Here is an 18,463-nt window from a genome sequence, read left to right as displayed (position 1 = left end):
AAATGATAGAAGATAAACGAAAGCTAGAGTTTTTACAAGAATTCTTAGACACTGTCGAGCAGAAGGCAAATGTAGTGGGATCCAGACAAACACCTTTTTTGCAAGAGGTCCTTCCGTATATCAATATGGAGGACGAGCCAACCCTTATATACTATGCTAAACGAGACCAAAAGCTACAAATAAACGGGTACCTTTACTTTGAAGATACGAATGTCCTTAATCTTTACGTTGTTGATTATGAGCCGTTATTTACAAATGATTCTTTACCAGTAGTTAATATGACCACAATAAAAGAGGTGGCAAACAAAGCTAAAAGGTTCTTTACCAACGTGGACTCTATCTTTGAGACGGTAGATAAATCAATGGAATTTCTTGATCTAATTAAGTTAATTAGAAGTAATCGTAATGAGATAGAGGAAGTAAACATATTTGTTGTCTCCAGTAAATTTTATCTGACAAATAAACCAATAGATCTATCTATTCCTGGAATTGAAACAGTAAATGTACATGTGTGGGACATGGATAGAGTTTATAAACTCTCTGAAGCAGAGCAAGGTATAAGAGAATTTGATATTCAATTTGAAGAAGAATATAAATCAACGATTCAATTAATGCACGTTCCTAATCCTACAGGAAGTGGTTTAATAGATTGCTATATTGGTGCAATCCCTGCTAATTTACTAGCAAAACTATATGATGACTGGGGGCCAAAATTGGTAGAGCGAAATGTGCGCTCATTTCTACAAGCCCGTGGAGGAACAAACAAAGGTATTCGAGATACGTTAAAAGACTCAGAGCAACGAGAACTTTTTGTTGCTTATAACAACGGTATTTCAAGCGTTGCCAAGTCTGGTGACATTGTTCAAATAGGAGATTCAAATCTTTATGAGATTAAATCTTTAACTAGCTGGCAAATTGTAAACGGAGGTCAAACAACAGCCTCTATCCATCAGGCGTATAAGAATGAAATTGATCTGGATGGAGTATATGTACAAACTAAATTAACAATTTTAAATACAAGTGAGGCAAATGATGTCCCAAATGTTGATCGCCATGATTTAGAAGATCAACTAATTGCAAAAATATCTGAATATGCAAACACTCAAAACAAAATAAATAAATCAGATCTCTTGGCTAATACAAGGTTTATGTCAGATATTGAAAAACTATCACGCAATACATGGATACCTACATTTGATAACCGTAAAGAAGAATCTAAGTGGTATTTCGAACGTGCTAGAGGCCAATATATGGTTGATATTAGCCGTCGTTCAAAAGGAAAAGAACAAACAGCATTTAAAAAGATGTACCCTAAAGAAAAGGTAATAACGAAGGTAGAATTGGCGAAATACTTTATGTCTTGGGATGGATACCCTCACGTCTCAAGTAAAGGTGGAGAGGAAGCTTTCAAGAAGTTTATGGACTTAAACAGTCAGTATTGGAAGCAAAGTCTGAATATTAATGATGATGGCAAAGTTATTAAGCCAATACAAGATATCAACAACAATTTTTACAAGGAACTGATCGCTAGAAGGTTAATCAATGCCTATGTCGCGGAGATAGTTGATGCAATGAAACTGAAAGGGTACAGAGCAAACGTTATTTACTATACTGTTGCTATGCTTGGTCATTTATACAACGACCGTATTTCTCTAATTGATGTATGGAACAAGCAAGAACTATCTGATGAATGGAAAGATGTAGTTAGGATTATTGCTGCAAATGCATTAAATTATCTACGGGAATCAGCAGGCGATCAGAATGTTACTCAGTGGGCTAAAAAACAGGATTGTTGGGAAGGGTTTATTAAGGAGTCGGCTGCTGTTTTGGAAGGGCTGGTGTAAGTTATCCTAGCTAATCATATTCAAAGTTAATCTTAAGTTAGTTTGTTTTATATATAATGTAAAAAAAGAAACTAATAATTCTATTATAAAATTGCGCCTATTCACATGATTTTGGGTACGTAAATATAAAATAGATGGATACGCTGGAATCTTAAAATTTATATTGAGGAATTAAAATTAGATAGAAATTCACGTGAATTTATGAATTAGGCATTGGGAATTACCCCAGTGCCCTGTTTTTTGCCTCTTAAATAACTATGGTGAACCGTACCATAAATAATAGTATACTTATTAGGCAGTTTATTTTAATATGCTTATTGAATAAAGTAGAAGTCATTATACAAGCCTTTCTGGATCACTTATTTATACCCTATAATTTAAATATGTTGAGAAATTTAAAATACAGTATTAGATGAAAGGTGATTAATATGCCAGTTTACAACAAACTAGTCCGCGACCTGATTCCAGAAGTCATTGAAAAGACAGGTAAAAATTTTTCTACTAGAATACTTAGCAATGAAGAATACATAACGGAACTAAAAAAGAAAGCCTTTGAAGAATTGAATGAATATGTAGAAACTGAATCAAAAGAAGATTCAGTGGAGGAGCTGGCCGATCTGCTGGAGATTCTCCATGCACTAGCTGAATATCACGGTTCTTCAATAGAAGAAGTCGAAGAAGTTCGTAAGAAAAAGGTTGAAAAGCGGGGAGGGTTTAAGGAAAAGGTATTCCTTATTGAGGTTGAAGATGACGAAGGTTGAGCTTGTGACCCGTGGCCTGGGTGCCCAGCTTCTGAAAAGAATGCAATCAGCTTCGACTATTTGCATCCTGACTTCGTTTGTAATGAAGTCGGGAGTTGATTTTCTGCAGGCTGGATTGAAACAGGCTGCTGAACGGGGAGCTGATATTAAGGTCCTTACAGGCGATTATTTTCATGTGACACAGCCTGAGGCACTGGAGCAGCTGCTTGAGATTGATGAGAGTATCCAGGTGAGGCTGTGGAGGAGCAACGGAGTTTCTTTTCACCCTAAGGCCTACTTGTTCTCAGGGGAAACAGAGGATTGCCTTTTTATCGGCTCATCCAATCTTTCAAGGTCTGCTCTCTCCCATGGAGTGGAGTGGAACCTGGCAGTCAGTAATGAAAGAAAGGTTTTTGATGAGGCTTTGGCCGAATTTCTTAAGCTGTTTTTCGCCGACCAGACGGTTTCTTTGAACTTCGAAACGCTTAAAGAGTATCGGGAATCTTATGAGGAGGTACATAAAGAGAACCCAAATTTGGCCAAGACCTGGACCGAGACAGAGGAACTGGATATGATGCTTCCTGCGGAAAAAGAGCTGGTACATGAGGCTGATGTTGTTCTTGAAGAGAAACAAAGCTATGGGCAGATCCAGCCTCGTTTCGCACAAATCGAAGCCCTTGAGGAACTGAACAAGACGCTGGAGGAAGAATACGACAAGGCACTAGTCGTCATGGCGACCGGGTTGGGCAAGACTTATCTTGCCGGCTTTTTTGCGGAGAACTTTAAAAAGATATTGTTCATCGCCCACAGGGAGGAAATCCTGCACCAGGCCAAGGAGTCTTTCAGACGCATCATGCCGGAAAAAAAGTACGGGATATACAATGGTCGTACAAAAGAAGGCGAAGCAGATGCCGTTTTTGCTTCGGTTTATACATTAAGCATAAAAAGTCATCTGGAGAAATTTAAGCCCAATGAGTTCGACCTGATCATTATTGATGAGTTCCATCATGCAGCGGCCAATACCTATCAGCGGGTCCTTGATTATTTTGAACCGGACTTCCTGCTGGGCATCACCGCCACACCGGATAGGAACGACAACAAGGATGTGTATGCCATCTGTGACGGGAACGTTGCCTATCGTCTTGATTTTCTTGAGGCAATTGAACGGCACTGGCTGGCTCCGTTCAGGTATTACGGTGTATACGATGATACGGATTATAGCCAGATTAGCTGGCTTGGGACGAGATATGATGAGGAGGAGCTTTTGCAGGTCCAGCTGCGCGAGGAAGTGGCCGAGAAGATACTTAAAGCCTGGACGGAGAAGAAACAGACGAGGACCATCGGGTTCTGTTCATCGATTCGGCAGGCCGATTTCCTGTCAGGGTATTTTAACGGCCAAGGCTTTAGGACCGTCAGCCTGCATTCCCAGCAGGCTGGCATCAGCCGCAACAAGGCGATCAGCCAGCTCGCAATGGGAGAACTGGATGTCATTTTTACCGTCGATCTGTTTAACGAAGGGGTGGACATACCGCCAGTCGACACTTTGCTGTTCACACGCCCGACTGAATCACTGACGGTGTTTACCCAGCAAATTGGCCGGGGGTTGCGGTTGCACGAAGGAAAGGAATACTGCACTATCATCGATTTGATTGGAAACTACCGGAATGCCGATATCAAACTGAGTTTGTTGCAAGTTAATCAGGCACCTCCCAAGGCCAAGAGCATACAGCCCAATGTGCCCAATATGTGCGAGCTCGAACTGGATGTTAAGGTTATAGATCTGTTGAAGGAAATGGCGAGGAAAAAGCATCCCCTTCGTGACAAGCTGTTCAATGACTATCTAATGTTAAAGCAGGAGCTGGGAAGAAGGCCGACCTACTTGGAGCTTCATTTAAAAGGCAGGTCAGAATCAATTCAATATCGGCAGGAGTTCAAGTCCTATATTGGGTTTCTGGAATGGGCAGGAGAGCTTTCAGAAAGAGAACAAGAAATATTCGCGCGGTACCGGAACTGGCTGGAGGAAGCCGAAAAGACAGGTATGGCCAAGAGCTATAAAATGGTTGTCCTTCTGGCGATGCTTCAAAGGGGTGCAGAAGGTTGGAACAAGCCGGTTACACCCAAAGAGGTTGCACCCTTCTTTCATCAGTATCTTACTGAAACGGAGTACCGGAAACGGATTGATTTCTCGGACAAATCATCCAGAAGTCTTTGGGAGTATGATGAAGAGGGTGTCAGCAAGCTGATTGCCAGGATGCCGATGACTAAGTGGAGTGGGAGTTCGAATGGGCTTGTCACTTTTGAAGATGGGGTCTTCCGAATCAACTTTGATATTGTGCCCGAAGATAGGGATACCGTTTATGATTGGACAAAGGAGATTTGCGAGTACCGGCTGCATTACCATTTTGAGCGGAAAGCTAAGTAATTTATAACTATAAGTTTATGATTTTGATATAGTATCAGGAAGCATGTTATCCCAGATTAAATTTCCTATTCACAAGCGTTTTATTATCCCCGGGGCTTAAATCCCTGGGGTTTTTTTATTCATAAACTAAATCGCTTGTTCATACTACGGCTAAACACAGAGTGAATGATATAGGGATAGATTACTTTAGAGTACAACGGTTACAAATGTAAGTCTACTGCATTTTATGAACAAGCTACACCTTTCTAAAATCATCAGTTTTAGCCAATTCACGGATACTGGCTTAATTATGCAGATAAAGTAAAATGGCCTACATCTGAAAAAAACAATTAATTAACAATTCAAAAAATAATTGATATTCAAAAAAATGTGATATATAATCGAACCAACAAAACTTGTACGTCCCACTTTTAATTTTTGGTAAAACTTATATGTTCGTACGTGCAGGTTCTCTTTCCTCAAATCTATATTTTAATTTGTTAGCGGTTTTTGAAAGCGCGTACATACTTGTGGCTGATGCTTTTGCTCCTTAGAGATATTCTTGCAGAAAGAATTGGGGAAGTTGTATAAGAATTTCAAAAGGAGTGTTTTTTATGTCAGAAGATTTAACTGCAAAAATGATACTGGATAAGAATTTTCAAATTGCGAAAGTGGATGACCGGATCTATGGCTCTTTCATCGAGCATCTTGGACGTGCCGTTTATGGAGGGATTTATGAACCAGGACATCCAGACGCGGACGAACAAGGCTTTCGCAAGGATGTTATTGATCTGGTAAAAGGGTTACAGGTGCCCATCATTAGGTATCCTGGTGGAAATATGGTATCTGCTTATAATTGGGAAGACGGAGTAGGGCCGAAGGAAGAACGGCCTCGCAGGCTTGAACTTGCCTGGAAAACGATTGAGACGAATGAAATTGGTACGAACGAGTTTGCTGACTGGGCAAAAAAAGTGAATGCCGAGGTAATGATGGCGGTAAATTTAGGGACAAGAGGAATCGATGCTGCCAGAAATTTGTTGGAATATACCAATCATCCAGGTGGAACCTACTGGAGCGATTTAAGAAAATCCCATGGTTATGAAAAACCTCATAAAATTAAAACCTGGTGCTTAGGGAATGAAATGGACGGCCCATGGCAGGTTGGACACAAAACGGCCTATGAATATGGAAGGATCGCCCAAGAAACAGCGAAAGCAATGAGACGAGTTGACCCAGATATTGAATTAGTGGCATGTGGAAGTTCGAATACCAGTATGGCAACCTTTCCTGAGTATGAGGCAACCACTCTGGATATTGCTTACGAACAGGTCGATTACATCTCGCTTCACCAGTACTATGGAAATTACAACAATGACCCTGCAAACTATTTGGCTAAAAATATGGATATGGATCACTTTATTAAGACGGTTATTTCTACTTGTGATTATATTAAAGCAAAGCATCGAAGTAAGAAGACCATCAATCTAAGCTTTGATGAATGGAATGTTTGGTACCATTCCAGAGAGTCGGATAAAAATATTGAAGCATGGACAATAGCACCGCCTCAGCTTGAAGATCATTATAACTTTGAAGATGCCCTTTTAGTAGGAAGCATGTTAATTACACTTTTACAACATGCAGATCGAGTAAAAATAGCTTGTATGGCCCAATTAGTGAACGTCATTGCCCCGATTATGACGGAAGCAAATGGCGGTTCCTGGAAGCAAACCATTTATTATCCTTATATGCATGCATCGATTTACGGAAGAGGAATCTCCCTAAAACCAATTCTCTCATCACCTAAATATGACAGCAAGGACTTTACTGATGTTCCATATATTGATAGTGCAGCTGTTTATAATGAAGAAAATGATGAAGTGACATTGTTTATGGTAAACAAACATTTAAAAGAACCAATCATTATTAACGGTGATATTAGAAGTTTTGAGGGTTACAGTTTGGTGGAACATATTGTTCTGGAAAATGATGATTTAAAAGCAGTAAATACAGCGGCAGAGCAGACGGTGTCACCACATAAAAATGGCGAGTCCATTCTGGAAGATGGCATCTTAAGTGCTAGATTGCCCCGGACTTCTTGGAATGTAATCCGTTTGAGAAAATCTTAATCACACTGATAGGTTGTCCGGACCATTAAACAATACTTTTGACTAAAATGATGGTTTGTTTATCTATCAGTTACCAAGGAGGTGATTTGAAAATTTTAGAACATGATACTGGCAAATGCAATTAAACAAATTCTTTAACTAAAAAGGGGGATGAAACATTGGGGAAGTTGTTAAAGCTTGGATTTATTATGTTATTGGTTTTTAGCACTGTTTTAGCAGGCTGCAGCGGAGGAGGAGGTAAAGAGTCTGCCTCAGGGAACTCATCCGGATCAGGCAGCGGAGAACCACAAGATATAACCTTCTGGACCTTCCAGGGTTTGCATGTCGAGTTCTTTGAAGACGCGGCAAAACGATGGAATGAAACCTATCCGGACCGGCAAATCAATTTTAAATCGGAGTCCTTTCCCTATGCTGATATGCATAACAACCTTCTGCTTGCCTTACAATCTGGCGTAGGAGCACCGGATATTGTCGATATTGAGGTAAATAGATTTCCGAATTTTCTGAAAGGTGATATTCAGTTAGAACCTTTGAATGATATTGTCGAACCAGAGCTGGATAATTTTGTGAAGTCGAGATTCGAAATTTATTCTGCGGATGGGAAGTATTATGGTGCGCCTACACACGTGGGAGCTTCGGTCGCTTTTTATAATAAAGAAATCTTTAATGAAGCTGGCGTAAGTCCTGATGATATTAAAACATGGGACGATTTTGTAGAAGTTGGAAAAGTTATTAAAGCTGAAACAGATAAACCGATGACGCCTGTATTTACAACAGGATTTTGGAGCTTCTACCCGATGATCAGCCAGAAAGGTTCCGATATTTTTGACAGTAAGGGCGAAGTAATCATTGATAATAAAGACAATGTCGAAGTCTTACAGTTTATCCACGATATGCTTTATAAGCATGATATTGCTGTTCTTGCACCAGGCTCGAAACATGATACGGAAGAATTTTATGCTTTTATGAATAAAGGTGGTGCAGCAGCATTAGTTATGCCATCCTGGTATGCAAGCCGATTTGTTGAACATATGCCTGACCAGTCAGGAAAAATGGTCATCAAACCAATGCCAAGCTGGGAAGAGGGCGGCTTTCGTTCGGCTGGAATGGGAGGAACAGGAACTGCTGTGACAAAGCAAGCAAAGGATGTTCAATTGTCGAAGGACTTCCTGGCTTTTGCTAAGCTCACAAAAGAATCGAATATTAAAATCTGGGAGATACTTGGCTTCGATCCACCAAGACATGATATTTGGGATGCTCCTGAATTAAGAGAGCCTAATAGATTCACAGAATACTTCGGAGATGGACTATTTGATATGCTGTTAGAAATAAAAGATGAGATTAATCCGTTGAATATTACGGAGCATACACCGTTAGCAAGGGATTTGATTGAAACAAATGTATTGCACAATGTGCTTAGAGAAAAAACCCAATCACCTGAAGATGCATTAAAGCAAGCAGGAGATGAACTGAGAAGCCGCTAAAAGAACGGATTCAACTTAAACAGGGATACACTTGAAGGTACTTGTTTTTCAAGTATACATCAAGAGTAGCCGCCTTCAAGTTTATCCCTGAAAACAGGCAAAAGGGAGGTTTAACATGAAACCAGATTCCCCTCGAAACTTAACTTCAAATGTAAGTTATAGTGTGAAGATCAAAAGGAAAGGCAGAACATTTAAAAATATCCTATATGCTCAAAAATTTGCTCCTTATGTGTTCATCTTTCCGTTCTTGCTGATATTTTGCGGATTTTATTTATATCCGGTTATTTCTACCGTAGTGATGAGCTTTCAGGAGGTAGTGCCTGGCCAGTCGAGGTTTATTGGGTTGGATAACTACATAAAGCTATTTAATCCGAATTTTTATAAGGCACTGTACAATACAACCTTATACACTTTTTGGACAATCGCCATTTTAATTCCATTGCCATTAATTCTGGCAATCATTTTAAATTCAAAAATCATGAAAGGAAAAACCTTTTTTAGAGCCTGTATCTTTATTCCAGCTCTGACATCTACTATTGTCGCGGGTGTCATCTTCCGGTTGCTGTTTGCAGAATCCGAATCAGCCTTCGGTAATTCAGTGCTTATGTTTTTTGGTCTTGATCCCATTGCTTGGCGGCAAAATGGGGCAACACTTATGGCTCTAATGGTTGGACTGGCAACTTGGAGATGGGCGGGTGTGAACATGATTTATTTTTTAACCGGCCTGCAAAATATTCCTAAGGAGATGTATGAAGCGGCTGAAATTGACGGTGCAAATGCTTTTAATAAATTCAGGCATATTACCCTGCCATTTTTGAAGCCGGTTTCGGTTTATGTTTTAACGATTACCTTATTTGCGGGTTATAAAATGTTTGAAGAAGCCTATGTGTTTTGGGAAGTGAATTCTCCTGGAAATATTGGTTTAACACTGGTTGGATATCTATACAAAGAAGGTTTTCAATATAACCAATTAGGCTTTGGTTCTGCTATTGGTGTAACATTATTGGTCATCGTCGCCATATTGGGATTCATTCAGCTAAAACTGACCGGGTTCAGTGGTAAGGGAGGTAATTAAATGACGAGACAGCATCGTGGAAAGTGGGTATCGATATTATTACTGCTCTTTATGATTACCCCTGTAATAATTGCCGTGTTTCCATTGGTAGCATTAACGATAGCTTCTTTTAAGCCTTCAACAGAGCTGATGAGAAATGGCTTAAATGTTTATCCTCAATTTAACCTTTGGAGTATGGATAACTATTTGTATTTGTTTACAGGAGGCAGCATCTATTTCCACTGGTTTAAAAACAGTGTGATTATCACTCTTGTCTCTACGATTCTAGCGTTGGTATTTTCTTCTATGGTTGGGTATAGCCTGGCGATGTATCGGTTCAAAGGTCAAAGTTTTGTTTTATTCTTAGTGTTATTAATTATGCTGATTCCTTTTGAAATATTGATGCTTCCTTTGTTTAGAATGATGATCGGGCTAGGAGCTGTTAACACCTATACCGGTGTTATTCTCCCAATGATCATTCATCCATTGGCCATTTTTTTCTTTAGACAATATGCCTTAGGGCTGCCGAATGATTTGATGGATGCCGCTAGAATTGATGGTTGTACAGAATATGGCATTTTCTTCCGCATTATGGCTCCGTTAATGAAACCTGCTTATGGAGCAATGGCCATTTTGCTCGCCTTGTTTAGCTGGAATAACTTCCTTTGGCCATTAGTTGTACTGCGTTCGAAAGAAATGTTAACGCTGCCAATTGGTTTAGCGGGCCTGCTCTCGCCATATGGAAACAACTATGATGTTTTGATTGCAGGTTCTGTATTAACCGTTCTGCCTATCATTATTGTATTTATATTCGCACAGAAATACTTTATATCCAGTCTTGCTGCAGGGGCAGTAAAAGGATAAAAAAACTATTATAACAGGAGTGGAATTAAAAAATGACATCTCTCATTAACGTTAATAAGAGCGAAAAAAAGGAAGTTATCAGCAGACATATTTACGGTCACTTTGCAGAACATTTAGGAAGGTGTATTTATGAGGGGATCTGGGTCGGAGAGGATTCACCCATTCCAAATAAACGGGGGATTCGCACCGATGTTGTTGAAGCGCTAAAGAAACTAAGCATCCCGAATTTAAGGTGGCCTGGTGGCTGCTTTGCCGATGAATATCATTGGAAGGACGGTATCGGCCCTTATGAATCACGTCCAAGTATCGTGAACAATAACTGGGGCCAGGTTGTTGAAAACAATCATTTTGGCACCCATGAATTTTTGGACCTATGTGAACAGTTAGATACTGAACCTTATATTTGTGGAAATGTAGGCAGCGGAACCGTTCAGGAAATGCAAGAATGGGTTGAATATATCACCTTTGATGGACAATCCCCTATGGCGGATTTGAGAAGAAAGAACGGCAGAGATAAACCATGGAAACTTAAATACTTTGGGATTGGTAACGAAAACTGGGGATGTGGAGGCAAGATGAGAGTCGAATATTATGCTGATCTCTACCGCCGCTATCAAAATTTTGTAAGGAACTATTCAAGCACGCCAATCTACAAAATCGCTTGTGGACCAAGTGAGGCAGATTACCACTGGACGGAAGTGATGATGCGGGAAGGAACAGGAAGAACCGAGCCATTCCCGGATAGTGTTGTTACAAATATTTGGGAACATCACCGCCCAGAGATGCATGGGCTTGCTCTTCACTTCTATACACGAAACCGGGCAAACTATGATTTTGCAACAGGATTTAAAGAAGAAAAATGGTTTGATTATATGAAGAGAACGGTTGTGATGGAAGAGCTGATTCAAAAGCATACGGCCATCATGGATAAATATGACCCTGAGAAAAAAGTGGATCTGATCGTTGATGAATGGGGAACTTGGTTCAAGGTTGAACCTAATACAAACCCTGGGTTCCTTTATCAGCAAAATACCTTGCGTGATGCCCTTGTGGCGGGTATAAACCTTAATATTTTCAATAACCACTGTGATCGTGTACACATGGCTAACATTGCTCAGATGGTAAATGTATTGCAAGCGATGATCTTGACTGAAGGGGAGAAAATGATCCTGACTCCTTCCTACCATGTCTTTGAAATGTATAAAGTTCATCAGGATGCCACTTTACTTCCAGTCAGTGTGAGTACAAGGGACTATACATATGGAGAAGATGGTCTTCCGACGCTAAACGTTTCGGCTTCTCAGGATGCATCTGGCAAGGTTCATATCTCTATCTGCAATCTGGACCCTAATCAATCGGAAACAATCACATGCAGCCTTAATGGCATCGGCAGTTTTTCAGCAGCTTCAGGCCGGATACTAACAGCTGAATCTATAACGGAACATAATACGTTTGAAGATCCAAATAGAATTGAACCAGCTGTGTTTAATGAAATTGAACTGCAAAACGATCAAGTTTCTCTTACAATCCCGTCTAAGTCTGTACTAGTTATCGAAGTTCAATAATCCATTAAGAGATTAAGTAACCGAGGGCCTCAAATTTCATCATTGTCAGTTTGGGGCCCTCATAAAATTGAAAATCAGTTTTCTCGGAAAAGTAAATAGAAGGAAAAAGATGTCTTTATTTATGGTAGTAATAAAGAAAAGTCCTCATTTTGAGTTAAGGGCTTTATAAAGTTATTTCGATTCTGAGGGGGGAAGGCAGATGACTGATCATATGCTTTCAAAGATAAATTTTATAGGAGAATGGACTTTTAGGCTAGCTTATGTAAACCTGCTATGGATCTGTTTTAGTGTACTAGGGCTCTTTCTTTTTGGTTTTTTTCCAGCTACTGCAGCTATGTTTACGGTGATCCGCAAATGGAGGCTAAAGGAGCAGGTACCTATATTTCAAACATTCAAAGAAACATACCGAAAGGAATTCACTGACGCCAATAAGGTCGGATGGCTTTTAATGTTTATCGGGTTCTTTCTTTATATTGATTTTTTCATTTTGTTCCGTTTGGAAGGGAGTATTTTTCTATTTTTAGCATTTATTTTAATTCCTTTAACATTTGTTTACCTTTCAATCTTGTTATATATTTTCCCTGTGTTTGTGCATTTTCAACTTAAAAACATCGAATATATAAAATACGCGTTTATTATAAGTCTATCCTATCCTCATCTAACCATTCTTATGCTGTTGGGTTCGTTCGTATTGATTTCCATCTACCTTACTTTCCCTATGTTTTTTCCCTTATTATTAGGAAGTTCACTCAGTACCTTATGTATGTATATTAGTAAAAGGGTGGTCCAAAAGTTAGAAAAGGGAGAGCTTGCTGTTCCTGCATAAAGTCATAAAAAAGCTCCGAAATGGAACAAGAATGTCTGGTCATTCATGAGGAATATGAAATGTATCATAATTAGCAATTCAACGAAAATATTCGCTTTTCGGAATGGTTTAAAGTGGAATGAAATCTTTTACATGGTAAAATAAATTAGATAAATTGGTTGGTCTAAACTTCGTGTGCTAGCACTTGCATAACCTATTAAAACTGCTTAATAGTTAACATTATCAGAAAGCGGGATGATTAAGTGCAAACAAAATATAGCAGGGTTCAACAAGACATAAAATCCAAAATATTGGACGGCACTTATTTTCCTCATCAAAAAATAAGTTCCGAAAGTGAATTAATGAAATCTTTTGGTGTGAGCCGCCATACTATCCGTCTGGCGGTAGGTAAATTAGTTGAAGAGGGATGGCTGTATCGCAAGCAGGGTGCAGGAACTTTTTGTGCAGAACGTAAAACAAATCCGCATGCACATAGTGGCGGTAAAAGCGTGGCCATTATAACGACTTATCTTTCTGATTATATATTTCCTTCCATTATACAAGGAGCGGAATCTTATTTAAGCAAACTGGATTTTCAAGTAAGTCTCTACTGTACGAACAACAGTGTCGACAGTGAGCGCCGGATATTGGAGAGTATCCTAACTAAGCAAATTGATGGGATCATTATTGAACCGACAAAAAGCGCTTTGCCTAACCCTAATTTAAACTATTATTTTAATCTGGAACGCTTAAATATCCCCTATATCATGATTAACGCTTATTATAATGAACTTGAGCCCCCGAGCCTAATTATGGATGATGAAAAAGGTGGTTACTTACAAACCGACTATTTGATTAAACTCGGGCATCGGAACATAGCAGCCTTTTTTAAAACCGATGATGTTCAAGGGGTCAAGCGCATGAAAGGTTATATAAAGGCCCACCGGGATAATCAGATGTCGATAGACCCTAACAACCTGGTTACGTATTCTTCAGAGGATAAAACGACAAGGCCGCTTGAAAAATTAAAGGAAATTCTCTCATCTCAAAAATGTCCAACGGCAGTCGTTTGCTATAATGACGAATTAGCCATTCGATTACTTGATATTTTTCGAGAACGAAATATACATGTACCCAAAGATATCTCCCTTGTCGGCTATGATGATTCTTTCCTTGCAAAGGCATCGGAAGTGAAACTGACCACTGTAAAACATCCGAAGTTTAAGATGGGGGAAGACGCTGCTAAAATGATTGTTGATTTGATTCATAATAAAGGTATGTTACCATCTGGTAATGCGCAATCGGTTCCACAATCAATCGTTTATGAACCAAAGCTTATCATAAACCAATCAACATTGGATATTCGCACCGCGGAAATGAAAGAAAAAGTAAACTAATAAGTTTGATGTAGAAAAGAATCCATCAGCTTTTCAATTCCGAGCTAAGAATTATAGTAGAAGAGCACTCACCATTATTAACGGTTAGGGCTCTTTTTATATTTGCGCGGAACAGAAGAGGGATTTTACTCCTGAGAATTATAGGGTCATAATAATACCCTTTTGAGTGTGGAAGAAGCCTTCCGGTGCAGGTAATCCTGTCTAACATTGTTTGCCATACAATGATCTTATTGTATGGCTTTTTTGTGCGTGTTATGATGGTTCAAATCAAGTTGGAAGATTATGAGATTTAGATTTTGTCGTCTGGAAAGGGAGTGATGACTGTGTTACATAAAGAGAAGGCAAAAGTGATAGACCCTCAATCAGATGAGGTACAAAGCTACATTCATTCTCCTGAAAAACAACAACAACTGTATAAAAGAACATTATTGGTGGTTGTCATATCCCAGGTTTTTGGAGGGGCAGGGCTTGCGGCGGGAATAGCAGTGGGGGCCCTTCTAGCCCAGGATATGCTAGGTTCAGATAGTGTAACGGGAATTCCCACGGCGTTGTTTACTTTAGGGTCCGCAGGGGCCGCATTCCTTGTGGGACGGCTTTCCCAGCAATTTGGACGGCGTTTTGGGCTGGCGATGGGATTTTTGGCAGGAGGTTTCGGTGCCATTGGAGTCGTCATTTCAGCATTAACCAATAGCATTCTGCTTTTATTTATGTCCCTGCTTGTCTATGGGGCTGGGGCGGCTACAAACCTGCAAGCACGCTACGCTGGAACAGACTTGGCGAACTCGGCCCAAAGGGCAAAGGCGGTCAGCATTGCCATGGTATCCACAACATTCGGTGCGGTTGCCGGTCCAAATCTTGTTGGTGTCATGGGTGAATTCGCTCTATCCATTGGAGTTCCCGCTTTAGCTGGTCCATTTCTATTAGCTGCTGCAGGCTATATCCTTGCCGGTTTGGGGATCTTCTTTTTCCTTCGCCCAGATCCCTTTATTGTTGCAAAAGCAATAGCAGCTGCTCAAGGAACAACCACTAAATTCCTCTCAGAGAGTAACTCAAATTCGTTAGAGAAAAACAGGCGAGGCATTTTTGCAGGCGCCGCAGTAATGGTTCTCACCCAATTTGTGATGATGGCCATCATGACGATGACCCCCGTGCATATGGGACACCATGGACATGATTTGAATGAAGTAGGGCTTGTCATTGGATTTCATATAGGTGCCATGTTTTTGCCTTCTTTATTGACAGGCATTCTTGTTGATAAAATTGGGCGCGGAGTTATGGCAATTGCCTCCGCGATTACGATGCTTGCTGCCGGCATTCTGGCTGCAATGGGGCCTGCTGATTCAATGGCAGTGCTCATTACAGCACTTGCTTTACTCGGGCTCGGCTGGAATTTTGGGTTAATCAGCGGCACAGCCATTCTTGTAGATGCAGCTACGCCATCAACCCGGGCTAAGACACAGGGTTCTGTAGATGTTTGGATTGCATTGTCAGGTGCGTTAGGGGGAGGCTTATCTGGAATCGTTGTAGCCAATTCCAGTTTTGCAGTCCTTTCCAATACAGGTGCTTTGCTTTCATTACTGATTATTCCAATTGTTATTTGGGCCGGCAATAAGCAAGATAAATAGTTTGTAAATATATAGTCAGGTGAATTATGGATACAATAAAATTAGGAGCAATTGAAATTAATCTTCCGGATGCAACATTGCCTTATTTTCATGTATTCCAAGATTTTGTAGATTTTTGGTAAAGAATGGGGGAGAGATTTTGAGGAAAGTCCAAGTATGTCCTTATGACGAAGAATGGGTTTTCATGTTCATTAAGGAATCAAAAAAACTGAAACGCATATTCGATAACGAGATTGTAGAAATTCATCATATTGGCAGTACATCTGTTCAAGGACTAACAGCCAAACCTATTATAGATATTTTGCCTGTCGTCAAAAACATTAACGTGGTGGATCAATTTAATAATGAGATGAAGAATATTGGTTATGAACCTAAAGGCGAGAACGGAATAACTGGACGAAGATACTTCCAAAAAGGCGGAGACAATCGTACTCATCATATACATATTTACGGGGTTGGAAGCCCTGAAATTGATAGACATTTGGCATTCAGAGATTACTTGAGAATAGACCCAGATATGAAAAAGAAGTATGGTGATTTGAAAGAGAAATTGGCTTTGGAATTTCCGTATGATATTGAATCATACATTAATGGTAAGGATCACCTTGTTAGAGAAATAGAAGAAAAAGCTCTTGAATGGTATAAAGGGAAACGATCCCTAAATTCCTAAGAAATAAGGTGACAAGGGTGTTCTTCCTAAATAAGTTGGCTTAATAACGTGCAGATTAGTTTTTAGTGGAATAAAGAGATTAATAGCAAAAACTAAAGGGAGAGTTAGATTTATGATCGAGCTAAAGTATTTCGAGCTTTCTGATTTCAAACACCTTATCACATGGATTGATTCACAATTCACTGGGAGGTTTAATTTTATCCAGACCGCCAAGGGCTCCCTAACAAACGCACAAACTGTTACAAAAACGAGGGCTTTTATATAATGGTTCGATATGCTTTTCATTTGAAGTGAAAACATCACAAATAAAGGTAAGAGGGAAGTATTCCAATGAATAGAAGCAGGGATAAATAGGATATCGGCATATTGGTAATACCAAAAAACCTAATTGAACTCCGAGTGAATCCATCCAATCGGAAATAAACATAACGAAAAATCCAACGGTAAAAATCCATGGTACTCTCTGTTTTACCTTTTTAAAATCTGTTGAATCATGAAAAAAGGGAAAATACTTTACAATAAATGGAATACAAAGGGAAGGTTCACGTTCCCTTTTTCGTGGAATAAGGACATTACAGCTTTGCTCATTCACTTGAACTCTAATTCAAGGGGGAAAAAGGAATGACATTCATTGTTGGAATCATTGGAGCAGGCAGAATGGGGCGGTTACATGTCAATAACTTGCAGCTTCTTCCGGAGCGGGTCCTAGTCAAGAGTGTTTCGGACAATGTATATTTGGACACCTGGAGAGCAAATAAGAATATTAAGGTCTTAACTAAAAATTACAGAGATATTTTAAAGGACGAAGAAGTAGATGCGGTCTTCATTTGTTCCCCCACTGAAACACATTGCGATATGATCAAAGAGGTAGCCTCTGCTGGAAAAAATATCTTTTGCGAGGCACCGATCAGCTTCACAATTGAAGAAGTCGAGGCCGCCCTTGAGGAGGTGGAGAAGGCGGGAGTGAAACTCCAAATCGGGTTTAACCTTCGTTTCGATCCGAATTTTCGCAAAGTTCATAAATTTGTGAGGAATGGTGAGATTGGAAAGCCTCGGATTTTACGCCTCATATCGCATGATCCGTATTCACCTTATAAGACTTCTTCCAATAGTTCCTATACATTGATGGACCTGTCCATGCACGAGTTCGACATCGCCCGCTATATAATGGGTTGCGAGGTAATTGAAGTTTCAACATACGGGGGAGTGTTTTCCAGCTCTGATCTGCAGAACCCGCAAGACTTGGACACAGCTATGATTTCGTTAAAGTTTGAAAATGGAGCCTTAGGCATAATTGAAAAATGTCATAGTCCGTCCTGCACTTATGACCAGCGGCTTGAAATACTTGGAGAAAAAGGCTTGGCTCAGGCGGATAATAATCAAACAGCAACTGTTGAATTGGCAACAAATAAATATGTAAAGAAAGAAAAACCCCCTTCATTTTTAATCGAACGTTATAAACAATCCTATATTGCTGAAATCGGTCATTTTGTAAAGGCATGTATGGAAAATCATGAGGTCTCTTGTAAAGGATTCGACGGATTGCAGTCTGTCCGAATTGCTAAAGCAGCAAAAAAATCACTGGAAACAGCCAAGTCCGTAAAGCTATAGCTACAGCCAAATCCACTGCTTTTAATTCAGTTACAATATTAATATCTCTCTTTCTCGTCCGCATTTCCAATTGAAAGGTTTGCGGAGCGGCCAGACCAATGGCTGAACCTTCTTTGGGATTACGGGGAACCCATGCTCGAAAAAATGCAAAGAATTCTTGCCTGGATTTAAAGGCTACCTTCAGGTGGATGGATATGCCGGATACGATAGCACTCAGGAAGTCAGCCTTGTAGGGTGTTGGGGCATGCCGCTCCCTCAGCACCAGATTAAATTAAAG

General features: G+C 39.9%; 13 protein-coding genes and 1 pseudogene. All 14 read left to right on the top strand.

Translation table 11 applies throughout. The features are described from left to right. The first annotated feature begins 2 nt into the window (after window positions 1–2). Window positions 3–1,844 carry an AIPR family protein gene (locus ADU22_RS18285; RefSeq protein WP_053363447.1) on the top strand — a complete coding sequence of 614 codons (1,842 nt, stop codon included), beginning with the start codon at window positions 3–5 and terminating at the stop codon, window positions 1,842–1,844. 428 nt (window positions 1,845–2,272) lie between these two features. After that, window positions 2,273–2,605: a nucleoside triphosphate pyrophosphohydrolase gene (locus ADU22_RS18280; protein WP_053363446.1), complete on the top strand. Its 333-nt coding sequence runs from the start codon at window positions 2,273–2,275 to the stop codon at window positions 2,603–2,605. Beyond that, a complete protein-coding gene (locus ADU22_RS18275; RefSeq protein ID WP_053363445.1) occupies window positions 2,592–5,006 on the top strand; it encodes a DEAD/DEAH box helicase family protein in 2,415 nt (804 codons plus the stop codon). The genes ADU22_RS18280 and ADU22_RS18275 overlap by 14 nt, the downstream gene beginning before the upstream one ends. A gap of 593 nt (window positions 5,007–5,599) precedes the next feature. Further along, entirely contained in the window at window positions 5,600–7,111 is a 1,512-nt protein-coding gene (arfA, locus tag ADU22_RS18270; RefSeq protein ID WP_053363444.1) for an arabinosylfuranosidase ArfA, read from the top strand. A 158-nt stretch (window positions 7,112–7,269) separates the two neighbouring features. Next, complete coding sequence (locus tag ADU22_RS18265; protein ID WP_231687909.1) at window positions 7,270–8,595, top strand: ABC transporter substrate-binding protein; 1,326 nt, start codon at window positions 7,270–7,272, stop codon at window positions 8,593–8,595. A 115-nt stretch (window positions 8,596–8,710) separates the two neighbouring features. Next, window positions 8,711–9,670, top strand: a complete 960-nt coding sequence (locus tag ADU22_RS18260; RefSeq protein WP_053363443.1) for a carbohydrate ABC transporter permease — start codon at window positions 8,711–8,713, stop codon at window positions 9,668–9,670. Continuing rightward, complete coding sequence (locus tag ADU22_RS18255; protein ID WP_053363442.1) at window positions 9,671–10,513, top strand: carbohydrate ABC transporter permease; 843 nt, start codon at window positions 9,671–9,673, stop codon at window positions 10,511–10,513. Between the two features lie 32 nt (window positions 10,514–10,545). Next, entirely contained in the window at window positions 10,546–12,078 is a 1,533-nt protein-coding gene (locus ADU22_RS18250; protein ID WP_053363441.1) for an alpha-N-arabinofuranosidase, read from the top strand. Window positions 12,079–12,277: 199 nt separating this feature from the next. Beyond that, window positions 12,278–12,904 (top strand): YesL family protein, encoded by a 627-nt coding sequence (locus ADU22_RS18245; protein WP_053363440.1) that lies wholly within the window; start codon window positions 12,278–12,280, stop codon window positions 12,902–12,904. A 242-nt stretch (window positions 12,905–13,146) separates the two neighbouring features. Continuing rightward, complete coding sequence (locus ADU22_RS18240; protein WP_053363439.1) at window positions 13,147–14,280, top strand: GntR family transcriptional regulator; 1,134 nt, start codon at window positions 13,147–13,149, stop codon at window positions 14,278–14,280. Window positions 14,281–14,597: 317 nt separating this feature from the next. Next, the gene (locus ADU22_RS18235) at window positions 14,598–15,905 is read left to right on the top strand and encodes an MFS transporter (RefSeq protein ID WP_053363438.1); all 1,308 of its coding nucleotides are present in this window, start codon (window positions 14,598–14,600) and stop codon (window positions 15,903–15,905) included. A 139-nt stretch (window positions 15,906–16,044) separates the two neighbouring features. After that, window positions 16,045–16,575, top strand: coding sequence for a GrpB family protein (locus ADU22_RS18230; RefSeq protein ID WP_053363437.1), 531 nt, complete (start codon window positions 16,045–16,047; stop codon window positions 16,573–16,575). A 621-nt stretch (window positions 16,576–17,196) separates the two neighbouring features. Continuing rightward, complete coding sequence (locus tag ADU22_RS18225) at window positions 17,197–18,186, top strand: Gfo/Idh/MocA family oxidoreductase (RefSeq protein ID WP_053363436.1); 990 nt, start codon at window positions 17,197–17,199, stop codon at window positions 18,184–18,186. A 151-nt stretch (window positions 18,187–18,337) separates the two neighbouring features. Beyond that, window positions 18,338–18,427, top strand: a pseudogene (locus tag ADU22_RS24780) (IS66 family transposase); the annotation flags it as partial. Between the last annotated feature and the right edge of the window lie 36 nt (window positions 18,428–18,463).

The organism is Bacillus sp. FJAT-27251 (genome assembly GCF_001273925.1).
Classification (GTDB): Bacteria; Bacillota; Bacilli; order Bacillales; family Cytobacillaceae; genus Mesobacillus_B.
The sequence above is the reverse complement of the archived record's forward strand: the minus strand, read 5'-3'. Positions and strand labels throughout refer to the sequence as shown.

Excerpts from the sequence above, each read along its gene's own strand:
- ADU22_RS18285 (WP_053363447.1), top strand. The coding sequence starts at position 3 with ATGATAGAAGATAAACGAAAGCTAGAGTTTTTACAAGAATTCTTAGAC.
- ADU22_RS18280 (WP_053363446.1), top strand. The coding sequence starts at position 2,273 with ATGCCAGTTTACAACAAACTAGTCCGCGACCTGATTCCAGAAGTCATT.
- ADU22_RS18275 (WP_053363445.1), top strand. The coding sequence starts at position 2,592 with ATGACGAAGGTTGAGCTTGTGACCCGTGGCCTGGGTGCCCAGCTTCTG.
- arfA (WP_053363444.1), top strand. The coding sequence starts at position 5,600 with ATGTCAGAAGATTTAACTGCAAAAATGATACTGGATAAGAATTTTCAA.
- ADU22_RS18260 (WP_053363443.1), top strand. The coding sequence starts at position 8,711 with ATGAAACCAGATTCCCCTCGAAACTTAACTTCAAATGTAAGTTATAGT.
- ADU22_RS18255 (WP_053363442.1), top strand. The coding sequence starts at position 9,671 with ATGACGAGACAGCATCGTGGAAAGTGGGTATCGATATTATTACTGCTC.
- ADU22_RS18250 (WP_053363441.1), top strand. The coding sequence starts at position 10,546 with ATGACATCTCTCATTAACGTTAATAAGAGCGAAAAAAAGGAAGTTATC.
- ADU22_RS18245 (WP_053363440.1), top strand. The coding sequence starts at position 12,278 with ATGACTGATCATATGCTTTCAAAGATAAATTTTATAGGAGAATGGACT.
- ADU22_RS18235 (WP_053363438.1), top strand. The coding sequence starts at position 14,598 with ATGACTGTGTTACATAAAGAGAAGGCAAAAGTGATAGACCCTCAATCA.
- ADU22_RS18225 (WP_053363436.1), top strand. The coding sequence starts at position 17,197 with ATGACATTCATTGTTGGAATCATTGGAGCAGGCAGAATGGGGCGGTTA.